This window comes from Paenarthrobacter sp. A20 (genome assembly GCF_024168825.1).
Classification (GTDB): domain Bacteria; phylum Actinomycetota; class Actinomycetes; order Actinomycetales; family Micrococcaceae; genus Arthrobacter.
The window spans coordinates 3,727,461-3,750,035 of record NZ_JALJWH010000001.1 but is presented as its reverse complement, the minus strand read 5'-3'; the positions used below and the strand labels follow the sequence as shown (position 1 = coordinate 3,750,035).

The 22,575-nt window shown below is 58.8% G+C and carries 21 protein-coding genes; 10 read left to right on the top strand and 11 right to left on the bottom strand.

All coding sequences use genetic code 11. The features are described 5' to 3' along the window. Nucleotides 1–76: 76 nt before the first annotated feature. The 4 genes from J3D46_RS17250 to sbnA all read right to left on the bottom strand — a co-directional run bounded on the left by J3D46_RS17250 (nt 77) and on the right by sbnA (nt 5,199). Nucleotides 77–988: an aspartyl/asparaginyl beta-hydroxylase domain-containing protein gene (locus J3D46_RS17250; protein ID WP_253469244.1), complete on the bottom strand. Its 912-nt coding sequence runs from the start codon at nt 986–988 to the stop codon at nt 77–79. Between the two features lie 90 nt (nt 989–1,078). Then, nucleotides 1,079–2,860 carry an asparagine synthase (glutamine-hydrolyzing) gene (gene asnB / locus J3D46_RS17245; RefSeq protein WP_231339998.1) on the bottom strand — a complete coding sequence of 594 codons (1,782 nt, stop codon included), beginning with the start codon at nt 2,858–2,860 and terminating at the stop codon, nt 1,079–1,081. Continuing rightward, nucleotides 2,860–4,080, bottom strand: a complete 1,221-nt coding sequence (locus J3D46_RS17240; protein ID WP_231339997.1) for a hypothetical protein — start codon at nt 4,078–4,080, stop codon at nt 2,860–2,862. The genes asnB and J3D46_RS17240 overlap by 1 nt, the downstream gene beginning before the upstream one ends. A gap of 90 nt (nt 4,081–4,170) precedes the next feature. Next, the gene (gene sbnA / locus J3D46_RS17235; RefSeq protein ID WP_231339996.1) at nt 4,171–5,199 is read right to left on the bottom strand and encodes a 2,3-diaminopropionate biosynthesis protein SbnA; all 1,029 of its coding nucleotides are present in this window, start codon (nt 5,197–5,199) and stop codon (nt 4,171–4,173) included. A 338-nt stretch (nt 5,200–5,537) separates the two neighbouring features. Here sbnA and J3D46_RS17230 point away from each other — a divergent pair, with 338 nt between their 5' ends. From J3D46_RS17230 to J3D46_RS17220, 3 genes are all read left to right on the top strand, one after another. Continuing rightward, on the top strand, nt 5,538–6,734 hold the full coding sequence (locus J3D46_RS17230; protein ID WP_253468291.1) for a DUF1116 domain-containing protein: 1,197 nt from the start codon (nt 5,538–5,540) through the stop codon (nt 6,732–6,734). A 13-nt stretch (nt 6,735–6,747) separates the two neighbouring features. Then, nucleotides 6,748–7,785 (top strand): hypothetical protein, encoded by a 1,038-nt coding sequence (locus J3D46_RS17225; protein ID WP_231339994.1) that lies wholly within the window; start codon nt 6,748–6,750, stop codon nt 7,783–7,785. Between the two features lie 142 nt (nt 7,786–7,927). Next, the gene (locus J3D46_RS17220) at nt 7,928–8,887 is read left to right on the top strand and encodes an AfsA-related hotdog domain-containing protein (protein ID WP_308102708.1); all 960 of its coding nucleotides are present in this window, start codon (nt 7,928–7,930) and stop codon (nt 8,885–8,887) included. Nucleotides 8,888–8,945: 58 nt separating this feature from the next. On the opposite strand, the gene J3D46_RS17215 is transcribed toward J3D46_RS17220, so the two are convergent. Beyond that, nucleotides 8,946–9,572: a ScbR family autoregulator-binding transcription factor gene (locus J3D46_RS17215; protein ID WP_231339993.1), complete on the bottom strand. Its 627-nt coding sequence runs from the start codon at nt 9,570–9,572 to the stop codon at nt 8,946–8,948. A 183-nt stretch (nt 9,573–9,755) separates the two neighbouring features. Continuing rightward, nucleotides 9,756–10,730: an NAD(P)-dependent oxidoreductase gene (locus J3D46_RS17210; RefSeq protein WP_256491495.1), complete on the bottom strand. Its 975-nt coding sequence runs from the start codon at nt 10,728–10,730 to the stop codon at nt 9,756–9,758. Between the two features lie 138 nt (nt 10,731–10,868). Between J3D46_RS17210 and J3D46_RS17205 the strand changes: the two genes are divergently transcribed. Further along, entirely contained in the window at nt 10,869–11,753 is an 885-nt protein-coding gene (locus J3D46_RS17205) for a ComEC/Rec2 family competence protein (protein WP_231339992.1), read from the top strand. Continuing rightward, on the top strand, nt 11,672–12,688 hold the full coding sequence (holA, locus tag J3D46_RS17200) for a DNA polymerase III subunit delta (RefSeq protein WP_231339991.1): 1,017 nt from the start codon (nt 11,672–11,674) through the stop codon (nt 12,686–12,688). The genes J3D46_RS17205 and holA overlap by 82 nt, the downstream gene beginning before the upstream one ends. Nucleotides 12,689–12,780: 92 nt before the next feature. Here the strand turns inward: holA and rpsT are convergent, their stop codons facing one another. Continuing rightward, nucleotides 12,781–13,041 (bottom strand): 30S ribosomal protein S20, encoded by a 261-nt coding sequence (rpsT, locus tag J3D46_RS17195; protein WP_231342946.1) that lies wholly within the window; start codon nt 13,039–13,041, stop codon nt 12,781–12,783. A gap of 177 nt (nt 13,042–13,218) precedes the next feature. Beyond that, entirely contained in the window at nt 13,219–13,746 is a 528-nt protein-coding gene (locus tag J3D46_RS17190; protein WP_231342944.1) for a type II toxin-antitoxin system PemK/MazF family toxin, read from the bottom strand. Nucleotides 13,747–13,906: 160 nt separating this feature from the next. Here J3D46_RS17190 and lepA point away from each other — a divergent pair, with 160 nt between their 5' ends. Then, the gene (gene lepA / locus J3D46_RS17185) at nt 13,907–15,760 is read left to right on the top strand and encodes a translation elongation factor 4 (RefSeq protein WP_231342943.1); all 1,854 of its coding nucleotides are present in this window, start codon (nt 13,907–13,909) and stop codon (nt 15,758–15,760) included. Beyond that, entirely contained in the window at nt 15,761–16,990 is a 1,230-nt protein-coding gene (gene hemW, locus J3D46_RS17180) for a radical SAM family heme chaperone HemW (RefSeq protein ID WP_231342940.1), read from the top strand. Nucleotides 16,991–17,021: 31 nt separating this feature from the next. Here the strand turns inward: hemW and J3D46_RS17175 are convergent, their stop codons facing one another. Together J3D46_RS17175 and J3D46_RS17170 are read right to left on the bottom strand one after the other, a co-directional pair. After that, a complete protein-coding gene (locus J3D46_RS17175) occupies nt 17,022–17,435 on the bottom strand; it encodes a DUF4870 domain-containing protein (protein ID WP_159699313.1) in 414 nt (137 codons plus the stop codon). Between the two features lie 121 nt (nt 17,436–17,556). Then, entirely contained in the window at nt 17,557–18,408 is an 852-nt protein-coding gene (locus J3D46_RS17170) for a DUF3097 domain-containing protein (protein ID WP_231342938.1), read from the bottom strand. Nucleotides 18,409–18,602: 194 nt separating this feature from the next. Between J3D46_RS17170 and hrcA the strand changes: the two genes are divergently transcribed. Genes hrcA through J3D46_RS17155 form a run of 3 tightly spaced genes read left to right on the top strand, consistent with a single transcriptional unit; the run spans nt 18,603 to nt 21,558 of the window. Beyond that, nucleotides 18,603–19,610 carry a heat-inducible transcriptional repressor HrcA gene (gene hrcA, locus J3D46_RS17165; RefSeq protein ID WP_231342936.1) on the top strand — a complete coding sequence of 336 codons (1,008 nt, stop codon included), beginning with the start codon at nt 18,603–18,605 and terminating at the stop codon, nt 19,608–19,610. 50 nt (nt 19,611–19,660) lie between these two features. After that, on the top strand, nt 19,661–20,788 hold the full coding sequence (gene dnaJ / locus J3D46_RS17160) for a molecular chaperone DnaJ (protein WP_231342934.1): 1,128 nt from the start codon (nt 19,661–19,663) through the stop codon (nt 20,786–20,788). 2 nt (nt 20,789–20,790) lie between these two features. Next, nucleotides 20,791–21,558: a 16S rRNA (uracil(1498)-N(3))-methyltransferase gene (locus J3D46_RS17155; RefSeq protein ID WP_231342929.1), complete on the top strand. Its 768-nt coding sequence runs from the start codon at nt 20,791–20,793 to the stop codon at nt 21,556–21,558. A gap of 22 nt (nt 21,559–21,580) precedes the next feature. Here the strand turns inward: J3D46_RS17155 and J3D46_RS17150 are convergent, their stop codons facing one another. Next, the gene (locus tag J3D46_RS17150; RefSeq protein WP_231342948.1) at nt 21,581–22,453 is read right to left on the bottom strand and encodes a GerMN domain-containing protein; all 873 of its coding nucleotides are present in this window, start codon (nt 22,451–22,453) and stop codon (nt 21,581–21,583) included. Between the last annotated feature and the right edge of the window lie 122 nt (nt 22,454–22,575).

The window sequence follows — 22,575 nt, the reverse complement described above, 5'->3', positions numbered from 1 at the left end:
GCAGTGTGGCGCCGGAAGACGACAAGGTCTGTGACGACCAGGACGACTGGATCCCTCGGAGGTGACGACTGAGCGGTCATGGCGTGGGGCGAATCGGAATGACGCGCTCGATTACGTCGCGGCCAGCCCGAAGCCGTAGAACGGCTGTCGGGTTGGGACCTCCCGGGAACAATTGAATCGTGCGTTCTTCACTCCAGCCGGAGAACCTGAATTCCCCATCCCCAACATGCACCAATACGATCGGTTGGCCATCCGTTGGTGATAGAGCGAGGCCGGAGGCATCCAGTCGGATGCTGGCCTGTTCATCGTCGGCATGGCCTTCCAAGGGCCAATATTCTTCCCAGAGAGTGAAACCAAAGGGAATCTTGAGGTCGCATTCGAACTTGCGCATTTCGTCTTCACGCAAGGGAGAAGGCTGCCTGTTGAAAAGGACATCACCGCTGGCAAAGTATTCGCTCCATTCTTCTGGAAAGAGTGACGCCGTGCCTGGCACTGCAAGGGTATCCATCACCAGATGCGTGCGGTGTTCGGGACCAAGATTCTCTACGTGGTGCAGCCGGCTGAAATCTCCGAACCAGAACTCGCCAGGTTCCCAGTGGTGAGGTTTTCCGTCGAGAATGGTCCGTGCGTCGGGGTTGGTGACTACTGGTATATGCAGTCTCAGGACGCCGTACTTTGGGCTGTACTTCGGATCATCGTGGGTCATTCCCACGGTTCCGGGACCAAGTGCCATGAGACGGACGGCATGCATCGGCGCGGGAATGCTGTTGAGAACCTCCCGCAGGTAGGGCAACTCTGACATCCATTTTGTGTCGGAAAAAAGTTCCGGGCCGGGTCCACCGGGATCGGTCCGGCTGGGGTCCCCGCCTGGGCTTCTCAACGCCAGGCAACGCCAGTCGGCTTCGGTTTCGGCTCCAACGCCGTGTTCGTTATATGAACGTTGCTTGCTCCAGGATTCACGGGTAGCTGTGCGAAGCTCTGATTGCATGCGCTCGTGGTCGTACTTACCTTTCAAGCGGGCAGCTTCAGCAGGCGTCGAGAATTCACCAATGGGTTGAGTTTTCATTTAGCAGTCCTTTCAGACGGATATCGGGTCGGGAGTTCCGGTTTGGAGTAGATGCCATCTTTCAAGCATGAAAAGTGTCCAAAGGGCGTATGCGTTTTCGGGCCTGAAGTCGGTTACGAAGATGCGCAAAGCATCTGCATCGAAATAGTCCCGTGAAAGAGATTCCTCGGACAGCAGCGTTGACTGAATTGCAGGTCGAAGTGATGTGGTCAGCCAACCCTCAAGAGGGACAGCCAGCTCCTGTTTTCGTCGGTTGACGATACTTGATGGGAGGTAGTTGACCGCCATGGATTTGAGCAGAGCCTTTTCATTTAGATCAACCATCTTGCGTGCTGCTGGAATGCGAGCAACATAATCAATCAGTCGATGATCCAGAAAAGGACTCCGCGGCTCTATGGAGTTTGCCATGGACATGCGATCAATCTTCACCAGTTGGGCATCTGGCAGCCAGAACCGGGCATCGACATGCATCGCTCGATCTAGTCGTGGACTCTTTCTGTCGGTCAGCTCGAACCGGTGAGACAGATGGTTTTCAGGGAAGTTGCCAAGCGCATTCTTGATTGAATCTGAATACAGAAGTGCTTTGTTCGCCTGGCTGAGACCGTCGACCAGTATGCCTTCATAGTCATCCGCCAAGTTCCCGTGGGGGAGTGAAAGGAGTGACTTATAGCGCCTGTATCCGCAGAATACTTCGTCAGAACCGTCTCCGGTGAGGACTACTTCGACCGTCTTCCTAGCCAAGGCGTACATGGCATCGGAAGCGATGGCGGACGGGAAGGCATAGGGTTCACCCATGTGACGAAGGATCCGGTCGATGCTTGCGGCTGCGTGTGATGCGTTCAACTGCACGTTGTGGTGAATTGTGGAGCAGTAGTCGGAGACTTCCTTTGCAAATACCGACTCGTCGAAGTCTGGGTGATCGAAGCCCACGGAGAAGGTGTGCAGAGGTTCTGACGACTTTTTCGCAGCCAAGGCAACAACCAAACTGGAATCGAGGCCGCCGGAGAGCATGGCACCCAATGGAACTTCTGACTCCAGACGATCCTGAACAGCTTGATGCAGCAGGGCATCGATCGTGGCTACAAGTTCTTCTTCGGGTTCGTCCTGAAGCTCAGCTGTAAATGGAAAATCCCAGTACTGCCAAGTGCGCGTGCCTGATGATTCCAGCGATATCAAGGTGGCCGGCGGTACCTTTTTGACATCCTGGTATATCGTCGCGGGCGCCGGGACGACTCTATAGCTCAGGTAGGCATCAATCGCTGTGGGACATGTGGAACGTCCTATGCCTGGATGTGTCAGCAAGGCTTGCATCTCGGACGCGAAAACGAGCTGTCCGGAAGCTGAGGTTGCATGCAGCAAAGGCTTTTTGCCGGTTCTGTCTGTTGCCAGAATGACTCGTTGTAGATTTATGTCCAGGAGCGCTATAGCGAACATCCCATGGAGATGCGTGACGAAAGAATCGCCGTACCTTTGGTACAGGGCGGGAATCACGGCCACGTCACTTGTGCCATCGACGTCGTAGCCCGAGCGCTCCAGCTCGGCTCTCAGCTGCATGTGGTTGTAGATCTCACCGTTGACGACACACACCACTGAACGATCGCGGCTGAACAGAGGTTGGCTACCACCATGCAAACCGATGATTGATAGGCGGCACATTCCGAGAGCTGCATCCGGGGCATTGAAGTATCCAACTTCGTCCGGTCCGCGGTGTTTCATCACCTCGCACGCCGTTTCGGTGAAACGGTCGCTTACCCTTGACCCGTCAAAGGTAACTGTTCCTGCAATGCCGCACATCAGGAGCTGCGAACGTTAAAACGACGCTTGGCGCCACTGACCAATGCATCCGATGAGTTAACGGATTGGATGAGTATTTCACCTACGAGTCCTGCATCTGTCATGACGGCGATATCAGGGGAGGCATGATGCACGTAGCGACGGAATTCCTTCCTTTGGTTATCCGAAACGCTACCCACAACGCGGATAGTCATTGCATTTCCGTCGAGTACTTCAAAAGGCTGAGCGGGGAATACGGTGGCCATGGCCTCGCAAAGGTCATGACTGCTGATACGTTCGCCATGCTTGAAATCTCCGACCTGCCTGCCTTCGATACGTTCAAAGGTCCATTCGCCCGAAGTCTCCTTGCGCAAGTCGGTGATTGAGTCGCCCGTCACATAACGAATCGCCGGGAAATAACGTCGGCTAATTGAAGTCAACACAAGGATTCCAGAGCCGCTGCGGCTGCCTCGCGCATGGCCTCGTGTCACCTCCTCGTAGTTCACTAACTCTGGGATAATGTGCGAATGGAATTTGTAGCGGCCAGTCGTTGCGTCTGAATACGCAATCGCACCGATTTCGATTGACCCGAAGAGATCGAGAACGTCATTGAACTGAATCCCAAAATGCGAGGCCACTCTTTGACGCCACGCCGCTGTAGCGAGATCTCCCACCACGATGATTTTGCGTGGGCTTATTTGCAGCGCGGCTGACTGCTGCATCAATTGGTCAAGGATCATCGGCATCGTGAAGAGTACGTCAGGTTGCCACTCATTCAGCAGGCTGATGTGTTCACTGATCGGCCGCTGGAAGTCTATGTCAAAGGACTGAAGGCCCATCTCCTCGAAGATTCTCCTGGCAGATGCCGCTGCATGACCGGTACCCAGATCAGCGACAGCGTTTGACCCGCGGGGTACCCCGGTAAGGAAGCGATCGAAGAGTTGGCGCCGCTGAGCGACGTAGGCGTTGTCATCGTCTTCCCCGTACAGGATCCGCTTCCGAGTTCCGCCGGAGGTTCCTGACGTGAAGTATGTATCCGTTCCGTTCGGGACCTGTGTCTCCAGGTAATAATGCTTTTCAAGAATGGCTTGATTGATCAACGGCAGGGTGGAAAGTGAAGGGGCGTCAGTCTTGGCGAGTTCTGCATACCAGGGAAACTGCTTGGATATCCGTTCAACTACAAGATTGATCAGCTCTGCTTCTGGCGGTGCTAGAACAGTGCTGGGATTATGTGAAGTCATGAGAACTTTGATTCCGCCTTTGCGTACACTTTTGGTCTTTGGAAGAGCTAGAGAAGTGGTGCTTCACGTTTGGATGCTATGCAGAAGTCCCTACACGACTTGCAGTGGATGAATGGTGGGGTCGACTTTGCCCTTGCCATAGCTCTTAGGTTCTCCGGCGATGGCTTCCGAGGAGCCAAGTAGGCCGTATTTCATATCGACCCAGTCGTCGTTGTAAATGGTGTTGATGTACTTCTCGCCCAAGTCGGGAGAGAGGGTTACGACCTTGGAGCCGGCTGGGATGCTGTGGCTGTCCATCTCGACTGCTGCCAAAACTGATCCTGTCGACCCGCCCAATAGAACTCCATGCTGCTTGGCCATCGTTTGGCACATCGACACGGCGTCACGTTCGGCAACGAGCGAAGTTCTGTCCGGGGCCCCCTCGCGGTAGAGCGAGCTGGGCCGACTTGCGCCGAGTCCTGGAATATGGCGTGGGCCAGCCTGCTCGCCAAAAGTCACAGAGCCCATTGAATCCACTGCAACGATCACGGTTTTTGGCGAGTACTGACGAAAGTGCTTTACGCAACCCATAAGAGTTCCAGCCGTTCCCGTGCCGACGTAGAGATAGTCGACGCGGCCAATAGCACTCAGAATCTGTGTGGCAGTGGTGGAAGCGTGTGCTGCGGGATTTGCAGGATTTGAGTATTGGTTCAGCCAAATACGACTTGGATCCTCCTGTAGAAGGGAGTTGACCTTTTCGACACGGGCTCCGAGATAACCGCCGTTTGCATCTCTGGTGGCGACCTCTACGACTGTGGCGCCGTAGGCGCGCATCGTTCCGATGCTCTGTCGGGAGGCGTTGGGATCGACCACGCATAGGAAGCCATAACCTTTGCTGGCTGCAACCATGGCAAGTGCGATGCCCAGGTTTCCCGAAGAGGACTCGACAATCTGAGAGTAGGGTTGCAGCTCACCACGCCTCTCTGCGGCCTCAACCATAGCCAACGCTGGTTTCAACTTGATGGAGCCTGCGGCGTTCAGGCCCTCAACTTTCAGGAACAACTCCGAGCCGGGAACAAGAGTATCCATGCGAAGAAAGCAGTCGTCCAGGGCAATTTCGTGAGCGCTGTTGTAGATCAAAATTTCGTCCTCCGGTTGGCGGCCCGATAGATGGGGGTCGCTGTTCTCGGCCTGATGGCACCCAACTCGCATCTGTTCGACGCGAGCGGAGTGTGCTGCCAAGAAAAGAAAACCACATGGTCGGTTTGTATGTAAAGTTGGACTAGCTGCTGACGCTGGAAAGCGCGGTTCTCGCTGGGAAGCCAGCTTCCAGACCTTCAGCTCCCAGATTGAAGCCTCTACTAGGAGCTCTCTTGACTGCTACAACGTCCATGGGGCCACGCCTTTCAACCAAGCTCAGTCCCAACACGATTGCTACCTCAGCCATGGCAAGTGTCGAACCGGAGCTGGTTGACGTCGTGAGCGCGATCGACACAGTGCCCGATATGTCGGCGAATATGGTCCTTGTCTCCGGACCAATCATGGATTGGGAGGACTATGACGGATGCCAACGAGGAGCCATTATCGGTGCTTCCATCTTCGAAGGCCTCGCCTCAAATCCTTATGAAGCGGACGCCGGCATCAGATCGGGTCGAATAAAACTTGCCTCGAGCCAGGATCACGGCACTGTCGGGTCGTTGACAGGTGTTTGCAGCGCGTCCATGCCGGTTTTGGTTGTTCGTGATCGAACGTCCGGAAGAATTGCAATGTGCCGTCTGAACGAGGGCGGTCACGCGGAGTCACTAACATTTGGTTCCTGGAACGCATGCGTAGACAGCAACCTCAAACTCGTTCGCGATGTCATCGGACCCGCATTGGGGCATTACGTGCGTATGGCACCCATCGCGCTGATGCCAATGATGGTCGAAGCCTTGTCCATGGGCGATGAAATGCATGGGCGGCAGAACGCCGCCGGCTACATTTTTAGGGCGGCCATCCAGGAGCGCATCATCAAGGTTCGTGGTTCCTGGGACAATGCTGCTGTTCATTCTCTTCTGGGCTATCTGGTGTCAGCCGACTTCCATTTCCTGCATGTTGCCATGGCCGCTGCAAAAGTAGTCAGCGAGGCTGCTGCCGATGTACCTGGAAGCTCAATTCTCACGGCGATGTCCATGAATGAGAAGGAATTTGCGATCAGAGTCGCTGGTGCTCCCGGCCGCTGGTTCCGTACCGCGCTTCCGCCGATCTCGGATGTCCCCATCCGGCTCGTAGGCAGGAGCGAACGCGAGCTCCTGGGGTACAGCGGAGGCGACAGCCTGCTGATGGAGACGCTAGGTCTTGGTGCAGTTTCGGCTGCCGCTGCTCCGTGTATGAGTCCGGGTTCGGTAGGAACGCCGCAGGACATGAGTCGGCTTACGGAATCCATGTACGACATAGCGTGGACAGAGCATCCAAACCTTAGGATCCCGGCGTTAAGACAACGCGGTGTTCCATTCGGATTTGACGTGGATTCGATCGCGGCTTCGGGTCTGGTCCCGCCGGTTCACATTGGCGCGACCCTTCGAAGGGGTGGGATTGCTGGAACTATGTACTTCACTCCGCCCTTGGCGCCGTTCATAGAAGCTCGTGACTACCTGCGTTCTTCCTCCGCCGCGGTCCCTGATTATTCGAGGTGAGGAGACGGGCGCGTTGCCGAAGAACGACGTCCCCAATAGATTTTCATCTTCCAAAAACTATCGAAGGTTGCTTTCTGTGACAAAAATTCATTTTCTTGACGCTCGTGTTGTCTCTTATGTCCTTCAGGATAAGGACTTGGTTCTCGATGCTGTGAGAAGAGCCTATTTAGCCCATGGCGTGGGAAGCAGCTCAACGCCGCAGTCGACGTTTCTGAAATTTCCCGATAGGCCCGGGGATCGAATTATCGCTCTGTTGTCCAGAGTCAAGGACGAATTGTTCGATGTTGCGGGAATGAAATGGGTGTCCAGCGTTCCGGCAAACACAGGTCGAGGGCTTCAGCGCGCTGGCGCAACGATCCTACTGAATTCGATGGATTCGGGATATCTCAAGGCCGTCTTGAGTGCTGCCCCCGTGAATGCCGCCCGTACCGCGGCGTCAGCAGCACTCACATTACAAGTTGTTGGCGGAACCCAGCGGCCGAACGTAGGCATTGTCGGTTCTGGACTCATAGCATCGACGACGACTGACTACATTCGACATGTTCTTGGCCTTGGTCGCGTTGTTGTCTCTGACGTAGATCCGCTGCGAGCTCAAGCGACAGTAGACCGCTTACTCCTTGAGGGAGTCGATGCGATCGTAGGATCCGTGGAGGACGCATTGGTCCAGAATGTTGTTCTGCTGGCCACAACCGCCGGTGAGCCTTACCTGGATCATCGATTTCGGCCCGGGCAGATCATTCTGCACCTATCATTGCGCGACCTGACACCGGCAGTACTTCGCGATGCCGTGAACGTTGTAGATGATTTCGAGCACGCTTGTAGGGAGCGAACATCCCTGAACTTGGCCGTCGACGCATACGGCCCCAACGAACTTTCCGTTCTTGAAATTCCGTCACTGCTTCGCCGGGATGCTCAGGTGCAGGCTACCGAAAGGCCCATCGTTTGCTCACCTTTCGGGCTGGGGGCCCTGGACGTGGCCACGGCGGAGTCCATATACAGGAGGGCGGTCGCCGAAGACCTCGGAAATGAGCTCGACCTCGGAGATGCATAACCCGATGACTGGTCTGTCGTGATCAAGCGGCCGCCAACCTTAGTCGTACATGTCAAAAGTTCGTTACTTGTTACGGAACATGCCGGAGGAACCTGCGCGTTGTGAGTTTCACCTCCAATTGGACTAATCTCTAAAAAACCGCATGGATGGTTTCTTAGGGGGGGATTTGATGACGCAAAGTCACATCAATGGAGGGGGGGCTCTGCTCGCTGCGGAGGCATACTTGCCCGGTCAAGCTTTCGCTGAATGGCGTCCGGCTGAGGATCGCCTTGTGCATAAAGTCAGTGCGGCCGCCAACTTCATAGCCCGGTGGCGAAGCACGTGTGAGAACACTGCAGAGCTGACGGCCTCATGGGCAGCGGAGCAGGAGTATCACTGTCTTGCATCTCAAGGCATGAGTGATCCTATGCTGGCGTTAGAGACTTTCCGCCAGGCCGTCATCATCGTTGCGCATTCCATGTATGGCGTGCCGCTGGAATCGGCCTTTTCGTTACAGCACATCGGGATCAGCCTTGACTCTTGTCGCATGACTGGAACGCCGGATCTCTGGCTGGAACTCACTCCTGACTTCAGCGGCACTCGCCTCATTGGACTGGGCATCAGGGTTACATTCCGGCTCGATAAAGCCATTATTGGGACAGGGCGGGGGAAATTGATCGTCTTGGAACAACACTCGTACCATCGGGTGCGCAACGGCGCCGAGCCCAAGGAGTTCCGTTCGCCCGGGCTCAGAGCAGAGGCCTCCCATGTGGGGCGGACTTGTGAAGAGGACGTCCTTCTGAATGAGGGCGGTGGTGATCTGCTTATCAACACATCACATAAATGGCTGTTTGATCACCCTGCGGACCATATTCCAGGAATGCTGGTCATCGACGCTGCCAGGCAGGCATTCGCACTGAATAGAGGAGGAGATCCTTCGTTCAACGTCATCAGTGCGCGATTCTTCAATTACGGGGAACTGCACGAGCCCGTTCAGATCGCGACGGACGTTCCTGATGGCCCAAGCGGCGATGAGTGCTCATTCATTTTCAAGCAATTGGGAAGGACTCTCGCCATTGTAGCCATATCCAGCACCCATTCCGGGCAAGCCTCTCTACCGTAACGGGCTATATTAACCCCTCCCGGCAGATTTCGCCTTGTCAGTTGCTGAGTGGTTGATTCTAGGCGGCAGAGGTTTCGGCCGGTGCTGTTGAGTTCAGCGCCGGTAGCAGACTGGAAGGGACCAATGCCGGCAGCAGAATTACCCACATCTGTTCTATTCGGTATTTAAGGTCCGATCTGTGTGTGATCGCTTCCGATGTCAACTGTGTTCCGGTGACTGCTGATGCAAGCAGGTGCGCGGCATCTTGTGGGCTGACATGCGGTAGTAGCAGGCCTTGTGCAGCTGCGTTTTCCAGCATGTCTGCGAGGAGAGAGACCCAGCTTACGTACGGTGATGGATTGTCCGTGCCGAAAGTATTTCGTTCCAGGGTGAGTCGAATACTAGCCCGTACGAGGGGATCATTTTGGAGAGCTTCAATAAACCGGTAGCTGAGATCGATGCTTCTCTGTATAGGCGAGATGCGGGGGTCGGTGTTCTCGTCGATCCAGTTTGACTGTTCCTCCACAATTACGTTTGCGAGGGCTTCCTTCGACTCAAAGTGGAAATACAATGCACCCTTCGTTACGTCGGCCTCAGCCAGTATTTCGGCAATTGTGGCTGCCGAATATCCCTTGCGCTCGAAAACACGCGCTGCCGCGTAGAGAATATTCCTTCGCGTTTCAACGGCACGGCTCTGATTCAACACTAATCCTTCAATCTGGGGTGATTCATCTATTATATCAATGTCCGGCTTAGCTGGGAGCTGCGTTGCCTGGCAAGCTGACGGTTCCGTGAAGCCGCCGGTGGGCGCTCCGCCCTCGGACTCCATTCTGGGGGGTGGGGATGTGTGGGGGCGCTGCAAACTATGCCTCGGATCTGGAATGTTGTTTCAAATCTTCGCAACTAAACGATACCAGTCTACCGCTTCGCGCGAAATCGTCGGTGAGGTCTTGCCTAATTCGGCTAGATCCCAGAGATTCTGCGATTCATAGTGATGGTCCATGCCTACCATTTTGACTTGGTGGGGGCGGAAGCCGGCCGGCTCGAGAATGCGAACGGCCTCGTCGAGAGTTGTAGTCCCCTCTATCTGTAACGGGCTGACCTCGCGCCTGATCGTATATGCGAGACGTGCGAGTGTTGTGGGGGTCGGGTTAGCTGCATGGAAGGCGCCATCTAGGGGTGCGGGGGAAGTCGCCAAAGCAGAAACGAGACGCCCCAAGTCTGCAACGTCAACCACGGAAATTTTGGCGGCCCCATTGTCAATTTGGGTGCCAAGCGTCCTGAAGAGCCGGATAATTCCTGGGATAAACCATTGGTCCCCCGGCCCATAAATGAGATTTGGTCGGATGACTATTCCGCCGAGGTTGAGAATGGATGCTTCCCCTGCCGCCCGGGTCTGGCTGACGACCGAGTCGGGTTTATAGACCGTAGGGTTGGCCGGGTGAGATCGGTGAGGTCCCGTGCCATACACGGCGGTCGTGCTGATGTGGATCAGTTTTCGTGCGCCGGAGGATTTCCATGCATGGGCGACATTTTCAGCACCGAGGTGATTCACTTGTTGTGCTCTAAGGGGATCATCTCCGACGTACGAGGCAGCATTGACTACAACCTCGAAGTCTCTGATAGCGAGGTTTAAGGAGGTGAGGTCGGTTACGTCACCAAGCAAGACTTTTATTCTTGGGTGATTGGGGACGCTATACCGTCTTCTGGTCATTATGGAAACTTCCACGTTATCGCACGAATCAAGTTCCGTCATCACGCGGCTTCCGATAAATCCCGTGGAGCCGATTACTAATACTTTGATGCGATGTTTGGCAAATCTATTAGTCAAAGATTCCTCGTTTGATAAGGCCTCATGACACATTTTGGTCTAGGGTCCTATTGTAGTCTGCCACTCATTGAGGCGCTCTGGCGGCTGACAATGCGAGGGAAGACGTCGAGTGCCCGTTTTTAGGTTCCGGGGTGGGCGGCACTCACTGTCCGTCACCCCGGCCCTTGGCTGTTGGCGCGTTGCTTCCGGCTGGTACGCCCGGCCGCCGGGGCGTTCGCTGCGTGCGGTCTGTTGTCGTTCGTCGTGATGGTTGGGCCGGACCCGAGTGTCTTGCGGGCTGCGGTCATGGGAGCTGTGGGCTTGGCTGCCCTGACGGGCGGATTACGGGGCCGGTCCTTGACTTTCCTCTGCCTCGCCACGACGATTCTGCTGTTGCTGGACCCGGCCATGGCAGCCAACGTGGGGTTTCTCTTGTCGGTTCTGGCTACGCTCGGGATTGTGCTGCTTGCCACCCGTATTGCGTCGTGGATTCCGTTGTGGGTACCACGGTGGTTGGCTGCCGGAATTGCGGTGCCTTTGTCGGCGCAGTTGTTGTGCGGGCCGGTGATTGTGGCACTTCAGCCTCAGTTCACGCCGTATGCCCTGATCGCCAACGTGGCGGCGGGTCCTTTGGTGGCGCCGGTGACTATTTTTGGGACGATCGCTGCGCCGCTGGCCACGGTCCTGCCCTGGCTGGCGGTGGTGCCGATCGCCGTTGCGGGGACCTGCGCGGGGATGGTTGCGGGGCTGGCACGGTTCTTTGCCGGTTTGCCTGGAGCTGCTTTGCCCTGGGCTGAGGGGCCGATCGGAATGATGGCTATGGTGCTCTCATCGGTCGTGACTGTGCTGGTCGTCTGGGCGGCGCTGCATCCTGCGGCTGTGAAGCGGCACGTCATGGGCCTGCACGGTGTTGTGACGGTGCTCCTGGAGCGCGGTGCAAGGCGCAAGCATGGCAGACTTGAAGCCTGCAAAGTAACATCCGGAAGGAACCATCTGTGGCTGCTGCCCAAAACACCCGGGCCAAGAGTGCCGCGGCAAACACCGTCAGCTGGCGGGAAGCGGCGCCCGCCGCCGTAGTCCTCATCATGGGCCCGGAAGAATACCTTGGGATCCGCGCAATGGATGGCATCCGCACCCAGGTGCGGGCCACTACTCCGGATGTCGAGCTCAGCCGACTGAACGCAAGCTCCTACGAGTCCGGTTACCTAGCCATGACCGTCACGCCGTCGCTTTTTGGCGAGGGCAAGCTCATCGAGGTCGAGGGCCTCGAGGCAATGAATGATGCTTTCCTGGCCGACGGATTGGCCTACCTCCAGCATCCGGACCAGGACGTTGTCCTTGTCCTGCGTCATGCCGGGGGAGTCCGTGGCAAGAAGCTGCTCGACGCCGTGAAGTCCGCGGGATGGCCAGTGATCGACTGCCAGCCGATGAAGAAGGACTCAGACAAGACCGCGTTTGTCGTCTCCGAATTCAGGGCCGGAGGTCGCCGCATTGAGGGCGAAGCTGTCCAGGCACTAGTGAACGCCGTGGGCGCGAACCTTTCCGAACTTGCAGCAGCGTGCAACCAACTGATTGCCGACGCCACTACCGCCGTGACGGCGGAGACGGTGGAACGCTATTACGGTGGCCGAGTGGAAGCTACGGCATTCAAGGTGGCCGATGCTGCAATGGCCGGCAATGGGCCAGTGGCGCTGTCCACCCTGAGGCACGCACTGGCCACCGGCGTCGATCCTGTTCCCCTGGTTGCGGCGCTGGCGGCCAAGCTGCGCACCCTGGCCAAAGTTGCCGGAGCCAACGGTTCTCCGGCGACCATCGCCAAGAACCTGGGAATGCAGCCGTGGCTTGTAGAGCAGGCGCAGCGTGACGTCCGCCGCTGGACGCCCGAAGGCCTGATCCGTTCCATCCAGGTCATCGCGGAAGCGGATGCCCAGGTGAAGGGTGAGTCGCGTGACCCCGTTTACGCCGTGGAGCATGCGGTGACTGTGATTGCCATGTCAGCCAGTCGACGCTGAAGCCAGCGCGCGGCGGCATCGCCGGTTAAACCCAAAGGCCGGCACCCAAAGGGTGCCGGCCTTTTGATCAGCTCAGTCGAACTGGAAAAACCTTAGAGTGCGTTGACCTTCTTGGAGATCGCCGACTTGCGGTTTGCAGCGTTGTTCTTGTGAATAACGCCCTTGCTGACAGCCTTGTCCAGCTTGCGGCTGGCAGCAACAAGTGCAGTTCCAGCAGCATCCTTGTCAGCAGACTCAACGGCGGTGGCGACGGCGCGGATGGCCGTCTTCAGCTCGGACTTGACTGCGTTGTTACGCAGGCGAGCCTTCTCGTTGGTGAGGATGCGCTTCTTCTGGGACTTGATATTAGCCACGTATGAACTCTCTTTTTAATGCGGAAATGGTCTAGAGGGTTTTCAGGTTGGCCATCGACTGAGCGGCGTGGGGATGCCTATGGCAGCCAACCATGAGTGGCCGTCGACCTGCACGGACACACAGCTATAAAGGATAGCAGAAAGTCAGGGCTCACGCCGAACCGGTACTCAGTCGCTCTATTGCCGCGCTTGGAGGGCCCGGGCTACCTCCTGGAACCGCGGCTTTCCCAGGACGGCGCCTTCGCGCCGGATCGTGCCGGGATCAAGCCGGATAACGCGCCCGACATTGATTTCGCTGGGCCTGCCTTGCCGATCCCAGGAACCGGTTCCTATGTCAACGTAGTCGTCCGCCCGGGCGCCATTGTCGTGGTCCTTGGAAGTCAGCATGAGGCCCAGAAGCCATTCGCGGTCCCGACCAACCAAAAGCACCGGCCGGTCCTTGCCTTGAGTGTGGTCCTCTTCGTAGGGGACCCAGCTCCAGACAATTTCGCCGGGGTCCGGTTGACCATCGGGCTTAGGGGAGTAGCTGACCTTAAATGAACCGCGAAAGTCGCCTGGGTAGGAGCCTGGCTGATGCACGACGTCGGATCGCCGGGTCTGCGTCCTTCGGGCACCTCCGGGGGTGGTTGCCTTGGTGCCATTGCCTCCAAGCGACTTGAGGGACCGCAGGATGAGATTGCCCAAGGGGCGCAAGTCGAAAGCCATGTGACCACGCTACAGCCGTATGCGGCTGAAGCCCCGGCAGGCAATGTACGGCGAAGCGCCGGTTCATGGGAGACTAGAGGATCAGATGCGCGGCGTGTTCCGGCTGGCCTATGCCCAGTTCCGGGAATTGCCGTGTGAGTGTCGACAGTAAGGATCCTGCGTGTCTCCCATGGCCCGCACCGCACCGGTGCCCGCCGCAACAGATCCGGCCATCATCCGGAACTTCTGCATCATTGCCCACATTGACCACGGTAAGTCCACCTTGGCCGACCGCATGCTGCAGTACACCGGCGTCGTTAAGCAACGCGACATGAAGGCCCAGTATCTGGACCGCATGGATATCGAACGTGAGCGCGGCATCACCATCAAGTCCCAGGCTGTCCGTATGCCGTGGGAACTCGATGGCAACAGTTATGCGCTGAACATGATCGATACTCCCGGCCACGTCGACTTCACCTATGAGGTTTCCCGCTCGCTTGCCGCCTGCGAAGGCGCAGTGCTGTTGGTGGATGCGGCCCAAGGTATCGAGGCACAAACCCTCGCCAACCTGTATTTGGCGATGGAAAACAACCTCACCATCATTCCTGTGCTGAATAAGATCGACCTTCCGGCCGCCCAGCCCGAGAAGTACGCAGCGGAGCTTGCCAACTTGATTGGCGGCGATCCCGATGACGTCCTCAAGGTTTCCGGCAAGACCGGCGTAGGCGTGGAGGCGCTGCTGGACAAGATTGTCCGCGACCTTCCCGCGCCCGTTGGTGATCCCGATGCCCCGGCCCGCGCCATGATTTTCGACTCTGTCTACGACACCTACCGCGGCGTCGTCACTTATGTGCGCGTGGTGGACGGCATGCTCCACCCGCGCGAACGCATCCAGATGATGTCCACCAGGGCAACGCACGAGCTCCTTGAAATTGGTGTCAGTTCCCCGGAGCCCACGCCATCCAAGGGCCTGGGCGTCGGCGAGGTGGGCTACCTGATCACCGGCGTTAAGGATGTACGCCAGTCCAAGGTTGGCGATACTGTCACCAACCTGGCCAAGCCGGCATCGGAGTCACTCAGCGGCTACGCAGACGCCAAGCCGATGGTCTTCTCTGGTCTCTACCCCCTTGACGGCACGGATTACCCGGTCCTGCGCGATGCTCTTGAAAAGCTGATGCTCAACGACGCTGCGTTGGTTTACGAACCCGAGACGTCTGCAGCACTCGGCTTCGGCTTCCGCGTTGGCTTCCTTGGTTTGCTTCACCTCGAGATCACGCGTGAGCGCTTGGAGCGTGAGTACAACCTCGACCTCATCTCCACCGCTCCCAACGTGGAGTATGAGGTGACCCTCGAGGACAAGAAGGTCATCCACGTCACCAACCCCAGCGAATACCCCACAGGCAAAATCTCCGAAGTCCGTGAGCCAATGGTTTCGGCAACCATCCTCGCGCCCAACGAGTTCGTTGGGTCCATCATGGAACTCTGCCAAAGCCGCCGCGGCCAGATGCGCGGCATGGACTACTTGTCCGAGGACCGCGTCGAGCTCCGCTACTGGATCCCGCTGGCCGAGATCGTCTTTGACTTCTTCGACCTCCTGAAGTCCAAGACGCGTGGCTACGCCTCGCTTGACTGGAAGGCCGACGGCGAACAGGTCGCCGACCTCGTTAAGGTCGACATCCTGCTGCAGGGTGAGCAAGTGGACGCTTTCAGCGCCATCACGCACCGGGATAAGGCCTACGCCTACGGTGTGATGATGACCGGGAAGCTTCGCGAGCTGATTCCGAGGCAGCAGTTCGAGGTGCCCATCCAGGCTGCCATCGGGTCCCGCATTATTGCCCGCGAAAGCATCCGGGCCATCCGCAAGGACGTTCTTGCCAAGTGCTACGGCGGTGACATCACCCGTAAGCGCAAACTGCTGGAGAAGCAGAAGGAAGGCAAGAAGCGCATGAAGATGGTGGGTCGCGTCGAGGTGCCCCAGGAGGCATTCATCGCAGCCCTGACCACTGACGAGTCCAAGGACAAGGCCAAGAAGTAGATGCCCAGCGTCCTACCTTTGGGCGATCCGGCACCTGCGGACGGCATACTGCCTCCGCAGGTGTTGGCTGGCGTCGAGCACCGCAAGTTTGGGCTCTACGTCCATATCCCTTTTTGTGCCGTTCGTTGTGGCTACTGTGACTTCAACACCTATACAGCCACCGAGCTGGGAGGCGGTGCTTCCCAGGATGCCTACGCCACCACCGCAGTGTCCGAGCTCGACTTTGCGGCTGTGGCCCTTGACGCCTCGGGGCTGCCTCAACGGCGCATGAGCACAGTCTTCTTCGGTGGCGGCACTCCGACACTCCTGCCCGCGGAAGACTTGGCACGGATCCTGCGCGCCGCCGTCGGGCACTGGGGGCTTGAGCCCGGTGCTGAAGTAACCACTGAAGCCAATCCCGATTCGGTGACTCCCGAATCCCTGAGGGTACTGGCCGAGGCCGGTTTCACGAGGGTCTCGTTCGGCATGCAGTCAGCTGTGCCGCATGTCCTGAAGGTGCTGGATCGCACCCATACTCCCAGTCGTGTGCCGCTCGTTGTGCAGTGGGCGCGAGAGGCCGGGCTCGCCGTCAGCCTCGACCTGATCTACGGTACGCCGGGGGAGTCCATGGAGGACTGGCGGTTGTCGCTTGAGACGGCTCTGTCTTACGAACCTGACCACATCAGTGCCTACGCGTTGATAGTGGAAGACGGCACCAAACTTGCTGCCCAAATCCGGCGTGGCGAAGTGCCGGGCATCGACGACGACGATCACGCCGCTAAGTACGAACTGGCCGACAAAATGATCTCTGAAGCCGGTTTGAGCTGGTACGAGGTCAGTAACTGGTCCAGGACGCCGGACCAAGCCTGCCGGCACAATCTGGCCTACTGGCGCGGGGACGACTGGTGGGGCATCGGTCCAGGAGCGCACTCCCACGTGGGAGGCGTCCGCTGGTGGAACGTCAAGCACCCCACTGCTTATGCCGGACGGTTGGCTGCAGGAAGCTCGCCGGCAGCAGGACGGGAGACCTTGGACTCCGACACACGGGAAGTCGAGCGCGTCATGCTTGAAGCAAGGCTGGGTACCGGGTTGGCCGTAGATGCGTTGGACGCGATTGGTCGCCACGCGATGGCTGGGCTCATTGCCGATGAACTTGTGGATCCGGTGCAGGCCTTCAAGGGCCGGTTGATCCTTACGTTGAAGGGTCGACTGCTCGCTGACGCTGTAGTGCGCAGGATCCTGCCCGACTAACAATCAGTGGTTGGGCGAAGGCGGCGGGAAGCTACTTGATCCAGCGCAGGTTGAGCTTGTAACGGTGCGGCTGGCCATGGTTGACCCGGATGCCCGCCGAGACGGAGAAGCACGTCAGGGCCACCCAGATGCCGGTGGCGATCACTGCGAAAATGTTGCCCACCACAGGCAGCAGCACCAGGATGTTCGCCAAAACTGCGGCGATTGTAGGAGGCAGCGTGAAGTTCAACGCTTCCTTGGATTCCTGTGCCGTGAAGGGTCCGCGGTCGCGGAAGATCAGGTAGATCAGGAGAGATGGCAGGCATCCCAAAATGCCGCCAAAATGGGCCAAGGTTGCCCACTGCCGGTCCTCGCTGGCGGTCAGTGGCAGCGCATTTGCAGGCGCGCCATGGTACTGGGGCTGGCCTGCGGCGCTGCCCGGTTCTTCAGGAGCGTTCTCTGCCACGGTGTGTTCCCTTTGCTGTAAAGATGCTGCGGTGTTGCTGTCCCAGAATACCGGCCTCCGTGGACTTCCCGGGACAAGCGCCACGAAGACACGTCAGTTGCTGCCGCTTTCGGGGCCAGTGTCAGGGAACCGTGAGGAAATCGATGACTTCCTCCACTCGGCCCAGCAGGGAGGCCTCAAGGTCGGCGTAACTGCGAACCGCCCCGAGAAGCCGTTGCCAGCCCAGGCCAATGTCCTCAGCGGTCTCGTGAGGCCACCCGAAGGCGGTGAGAATTCCCGTCTTCCAGTCGATGCCGCGAGGCACGGAAGGCCAGGCATCGATGCCGAGCACCTTCGGCCTGATGGCCTGCCAGACATCGATGTACGGGTGGCCGACAATCAAGACATTTCCTGGCGCCCCGGGGACCGTCATGGCTTCGGCCGCAATGCGGGACTCCTTGGATCCGGCCACGAGGTGATCCACCAGGATGCCTAGGCGGCGGCCAGGGCCCGGATTAAAGGCGGCGATGGAAGATTTGAGGTCATCGACGCCGTGCAATGGCTCCACCACGATGCCTTCGACGCGGAGATCGTCGCCCCAGACCTTCTCCACGAGTTCGGCGTCGTGCTTTCCTTCCACCCAGATCCGGCTGGCTTTTGCCACTTGGGCGCGTTGTCCCTGGACCTTCACCGACCCCGAGGCCGTTCGTCCCGGTTGCGCGGGGGCCGTCGCTTGGCGGGGGGCCGGAGGCATCAACCGGATGGGTTGGCCTTCAAGCAGGAAGCCGAAGCCGAGTTGGAAGGACTTCGTTTTACCACGCCTGTCCTCAAGGGACACGATGTGCATGCCCCCGGTTTTTTCAACCCGAGTGACTTCGCCCACCCAGCCTGACTGGACATCTTCGAGGACCATCCCGCGCTGGACGGCTACCTCGGGGAGTTGTCGTTTGGCTGGAGCTGCTAGGTCCTGCGGACCCCAAGAGTCGAAAGCCAAGGAATTCCTACCTTTTTGTACTGGTTTATGCTGGGTTGCTTGATGCTGGCCATGGGCAGTTTCAATGCTAGCAACGGGGTGGCTCATACTAGACTGGTTAGCACTTGGGCATGTTGAGTGCTAAGTGCGGTGATCCCATGGGATCCCGCGGTGGCCGGTCGCAGTGACCATGGCAGTCGTCAGGAGGTGGAGTAATGAGTGAACCGCGCAAGTTGGAAGTACTGCGTGCCATCGTTGAAGATTACGTGCATTCCAGGGAGCCTGTCGGATCGAAGGCCCTCGTGGAGCGACACCACCTCGGTGTTTCAAGTGCCACCATCCGGAACGACATGGCTGTTCTTGAAGAAGAAGGCCTCATTGCGGCACCCCACACCAGCGCCGGACGCATTCCCACTGATAAGGGCTACCGCCTGTTCGTGGACCGCATCTCCCAGGTCAAGCCGCTGTCCGCGGCGGAACGCCGCGCGATCCATTCGCTGCTTGAAGGGCCCGACGACGTCGACGACATCCTGGAGCGCACCGTGCGGCTCCTGTCGCAGCTGACCAACCAGGTCGCCGTCGTGCAATATCCACACTCAAACCGGGCGCTGGTGCGGCACGTGGAGTTCGTCCTCCTGGCTCCCAAGCAAGTGCTCGTCGTCCTGATTGCGGATACCGGGAGCGTTGGCCAGAAGGTCATCGAGGCAGGCTCGGACGTGGGCGATGACGCTTTGATGCTTCTGAGGTCACGATTCCTCGGCAGCATTGCAGGGACGCAACTGGCCCTGTTGCCGCAAGTACTTCCCTCAGTGGTTGCCCTGTGCCCGCCGGAACTCCGTGGCCTGGCTCAAACACTGGCGCACGGACTGCAGGCACTGAGCGACAACAGCCGCGAAGAGCGCATCCTCATGGCCGGCACAGCCAATCTTGCCCGGTCCAACGTGGACTTCCCGTTGAGTATCGGACCCGTGCTGGAAGCCCTTGAGGAACAAGTGGTCATGCTCCGGTTGTTGTCCGACATGGGGGACGACCCCCGCGGCGTCACGGTGAGCATCGGCCGGGAGAACCCCTATGACGGCTTGGCCGAAGCTTCGGTGGTGGCCACTGGCTACGGCTCGGGTGCCAAAGTGGGAATCCTCGGTCCAACCCGCATGGATTATCCAACCACCATGGCAGCAGTTCGGGCCGTGGCCCGCTACCTTTCACGCATTCTCGGCGGCTGAACGCAGGCCCGAGGAAACATCCGCAGTACGACAAGGAAGAGATACCGACTTTGAGCAGCCACTATGACGTTTTGGGAGTCTCGCCGGAAGCCACCGGGGAAGAGATCAAAAAGGCGTACCGCAAGTTGGCGCGGAAACTCCACCCGGACGTAAATCCGGGTGAGGATGTCGCGGAGCAGTTCAAGGCCGTGACCCATGCTTACGAGGTTCTGTCGGACCCCCAGAAGCGTCGCGTCTACGATGCCACCGGCAATGAGAACGGAACGGACAACGGCTTCGGCGGTGGCTACTCCGGCCAGGGCTTCGCGTTCCAGGACATCTTCGACACCTTCTTTGGTGGCGGCGGCGGCCACGGTGGACCGGCTTCCCGCGTTCGTCGCGGACAAGACGCCCTCATCAGTGTCCGTATTGACCTCAAGGACGCCGTATTTGGTGTTAACAAGAAGCTCGAAGTAGACACTGCCGTCACCTGCCCTACGTGCGACGGCAGCTGCTGCCGCCCGGGAACCCATCCGGAACGTTGCGACATTTGTGGCGGCAGCGGCCAGGTCCAGCGCGCCGTCCGATCCATCCTTGGCCAGGTCATGACCACGGCCCCTTGCGGATCTTGTGAGGGTTTCGGCACGGTCATCAAGGATCCCTGCAACGAGTGCAACGGCCAGGGCCGCATCCGCAGCCGCCGTTCCCTGACCATCAAGGTGCCCGCCGGTGTTGCGACCGGTACGCGTATCCAGTTGTCCGGCCAAGGCGAAGCAGGACCCGCAGGCGGCCCCTCCGGCGACCTGTACGTGGAGATCCGGGTCAACAACGATTCCATGTTCATGCGCGAAGGCGACGACCTCCACGCCACCCTCAGCGTGCCCATGACAGCCGCTGCACTGGGCACTGAGCTGCAACTGGAAACGTTCGATGGCGCACAGGACATTGATGTGAAGGCCGGAACCCAGTCGGGCGAGGTCATCACGCTCCGCGGCCTTGGCGTCACCCACCTGCGCGGTTACGGCAGGGGAGACCTCAAGGTGCACCTCCATGTTGAAACGCCGAGCAAGCTTGATCCCGCCCAGGAAGAATTGTTGCAGCAGCTCGCCAAGCTTCGCGGGGAGCAGTTCACCGAAGGCAAACTCGTGGCCAGTGGCGGCATGTTCGCAAAGCTGCGTGACAAGCTCGGTAACCTGTAGCGGTGAGCAACCCCGTTTTCTTCACCCCGGCCGGGAGTCTTGGCGATGTAAGTCCCGGTGGCACGTTCGTGCTGGAGGGGCCTGAAGCACGGCACGCCGTCACGGTCAAGAGACTGGCAGTGGGGGAGCCCGTTGACATTGCCGACGGTTCCGGCACACGGCTGACCGGCACGGTCGCCGACGCCGGGCCCGCCGGCCTGACCGTCACTGCTTCCGATGTTGTCTTCGAGGACCAGCCCGACGTCCGCTTGGTGCTCGTCCAAGCCTTGGCCAAGGGTGACCGCGATGAACTTGCCATCGAGACGGCCACCGAGCTGGGTATCGACGCAGTGATTCCGTGGCAGTCAGAGCGATCAATCGTGCGCTGGAAGGGCGACCGCGCCGCCAAAGCCCATGGGAAGTGGCAGTCTGTGGTAACCGCCGCGGCCAAGCAAGCACGGCGGGCATGGATTCCGGACGTGCGGACAATCGTGGATACCGGAGCCTTGGCCAAAGCAGTCGCCGCCGCCGACCTGGCCATCATCCTGCACGAGGACGCCAAAAACCCGTTGAGGACTGTCCTCGAGGTGTTGCAGGGTGGACCGGACACCGGGACGTTCCGGGAAGTACTTCTGATCGTAGGACCGGAGGGTGGAATCTCGCCCCGCGAAGTAACGCGGCTCAGTGACGCCGGGGCCGTTACGGCGCTGTTGGGTCATCACGTTCTGCGATCGTCGACGGCGGGACCTGCCGCCGTCGTTCTTGCGAGCGACATTCTGGGTCGCTGGTAGCCGGACGGGCTACCCTGAGGAGCTATCCGACCCTGAACAACCGGGTGTCAGTGCTTGTCGCGATCGTGTTTCCAGCATCGTCGACCTGCGAGACACGTACCTCGTACTGACCGGCCTTGAGTGTGGCGCCGAACGTGAAGAGGCCGTACTGTCCGGGTTCGCCCGTGGCTTTCGTTTGACCCGTCAGCAGACTTGTCTTCTCGCCCTTGCCGTTGTCCTGCAGGACCTGCCACGCGATGGGTTTGGAGCTGTCGGTGCTCCGCCCGTTGAACTTGACCAAGCCTGTGGGCATCGAGGTGTCTTCCTGTGGATCGATGATCCACAGAGGCGCCACCAGGGAGGCATCGCGGGCCATGGGCTGACCCAACTGGATTTGCCCGAACGCCATGTAATCCTTGTGTCCGTCAACCAGGATGACCACCTGGATCTGCTGTCCGGAATTGATGAGGCCCGAGGACGAAGCCGCTGCTGTCGCCGTATACACCAGCTGCTGTATGGCCCGCTGCGCCATACCGGCGTCCAGGTTCGAATTGAATGCGTCGCGGGAAATGTCGACGGTAATCACGTTCTTGCCTGAAATGGACGTGGCCAGGCTGGCCGGTTCCTGCCATGGCGTGAAGAAGTCATGGTCCAGTGGCTTTTCCGCCATCATGATCCGCAGCGCCGTGGTCACGGGGTTTCCGTCGCCGGAGATATCCCTGAACTCGCGGTAGAGGTAGACCTCTTCCTTGCTACGCCCAATCCAATAGACCGGGATCTTGGTTGAGGCCTGGGTAGTCTCCAACGGGGCGTTGCTGGCCGGGGCATCCTGCATGGTCAAAGGCGGCGGACTGGATGTGGCCTGGGTGCTCTCGCCGTTGGCAATGCACCCAGTCAGCAAGAGGGCAGCAAGCATCACAGGCACGGCGATAGCGGACTTGGTCCGCTTGTGCACGCCCGGAGCGTTGTTGGCTGACTTCTTGATGGGTTTCCTGTCCTGTCCCTGCATTTATTTGGGAGCCATGGAGCGGCTGGGGT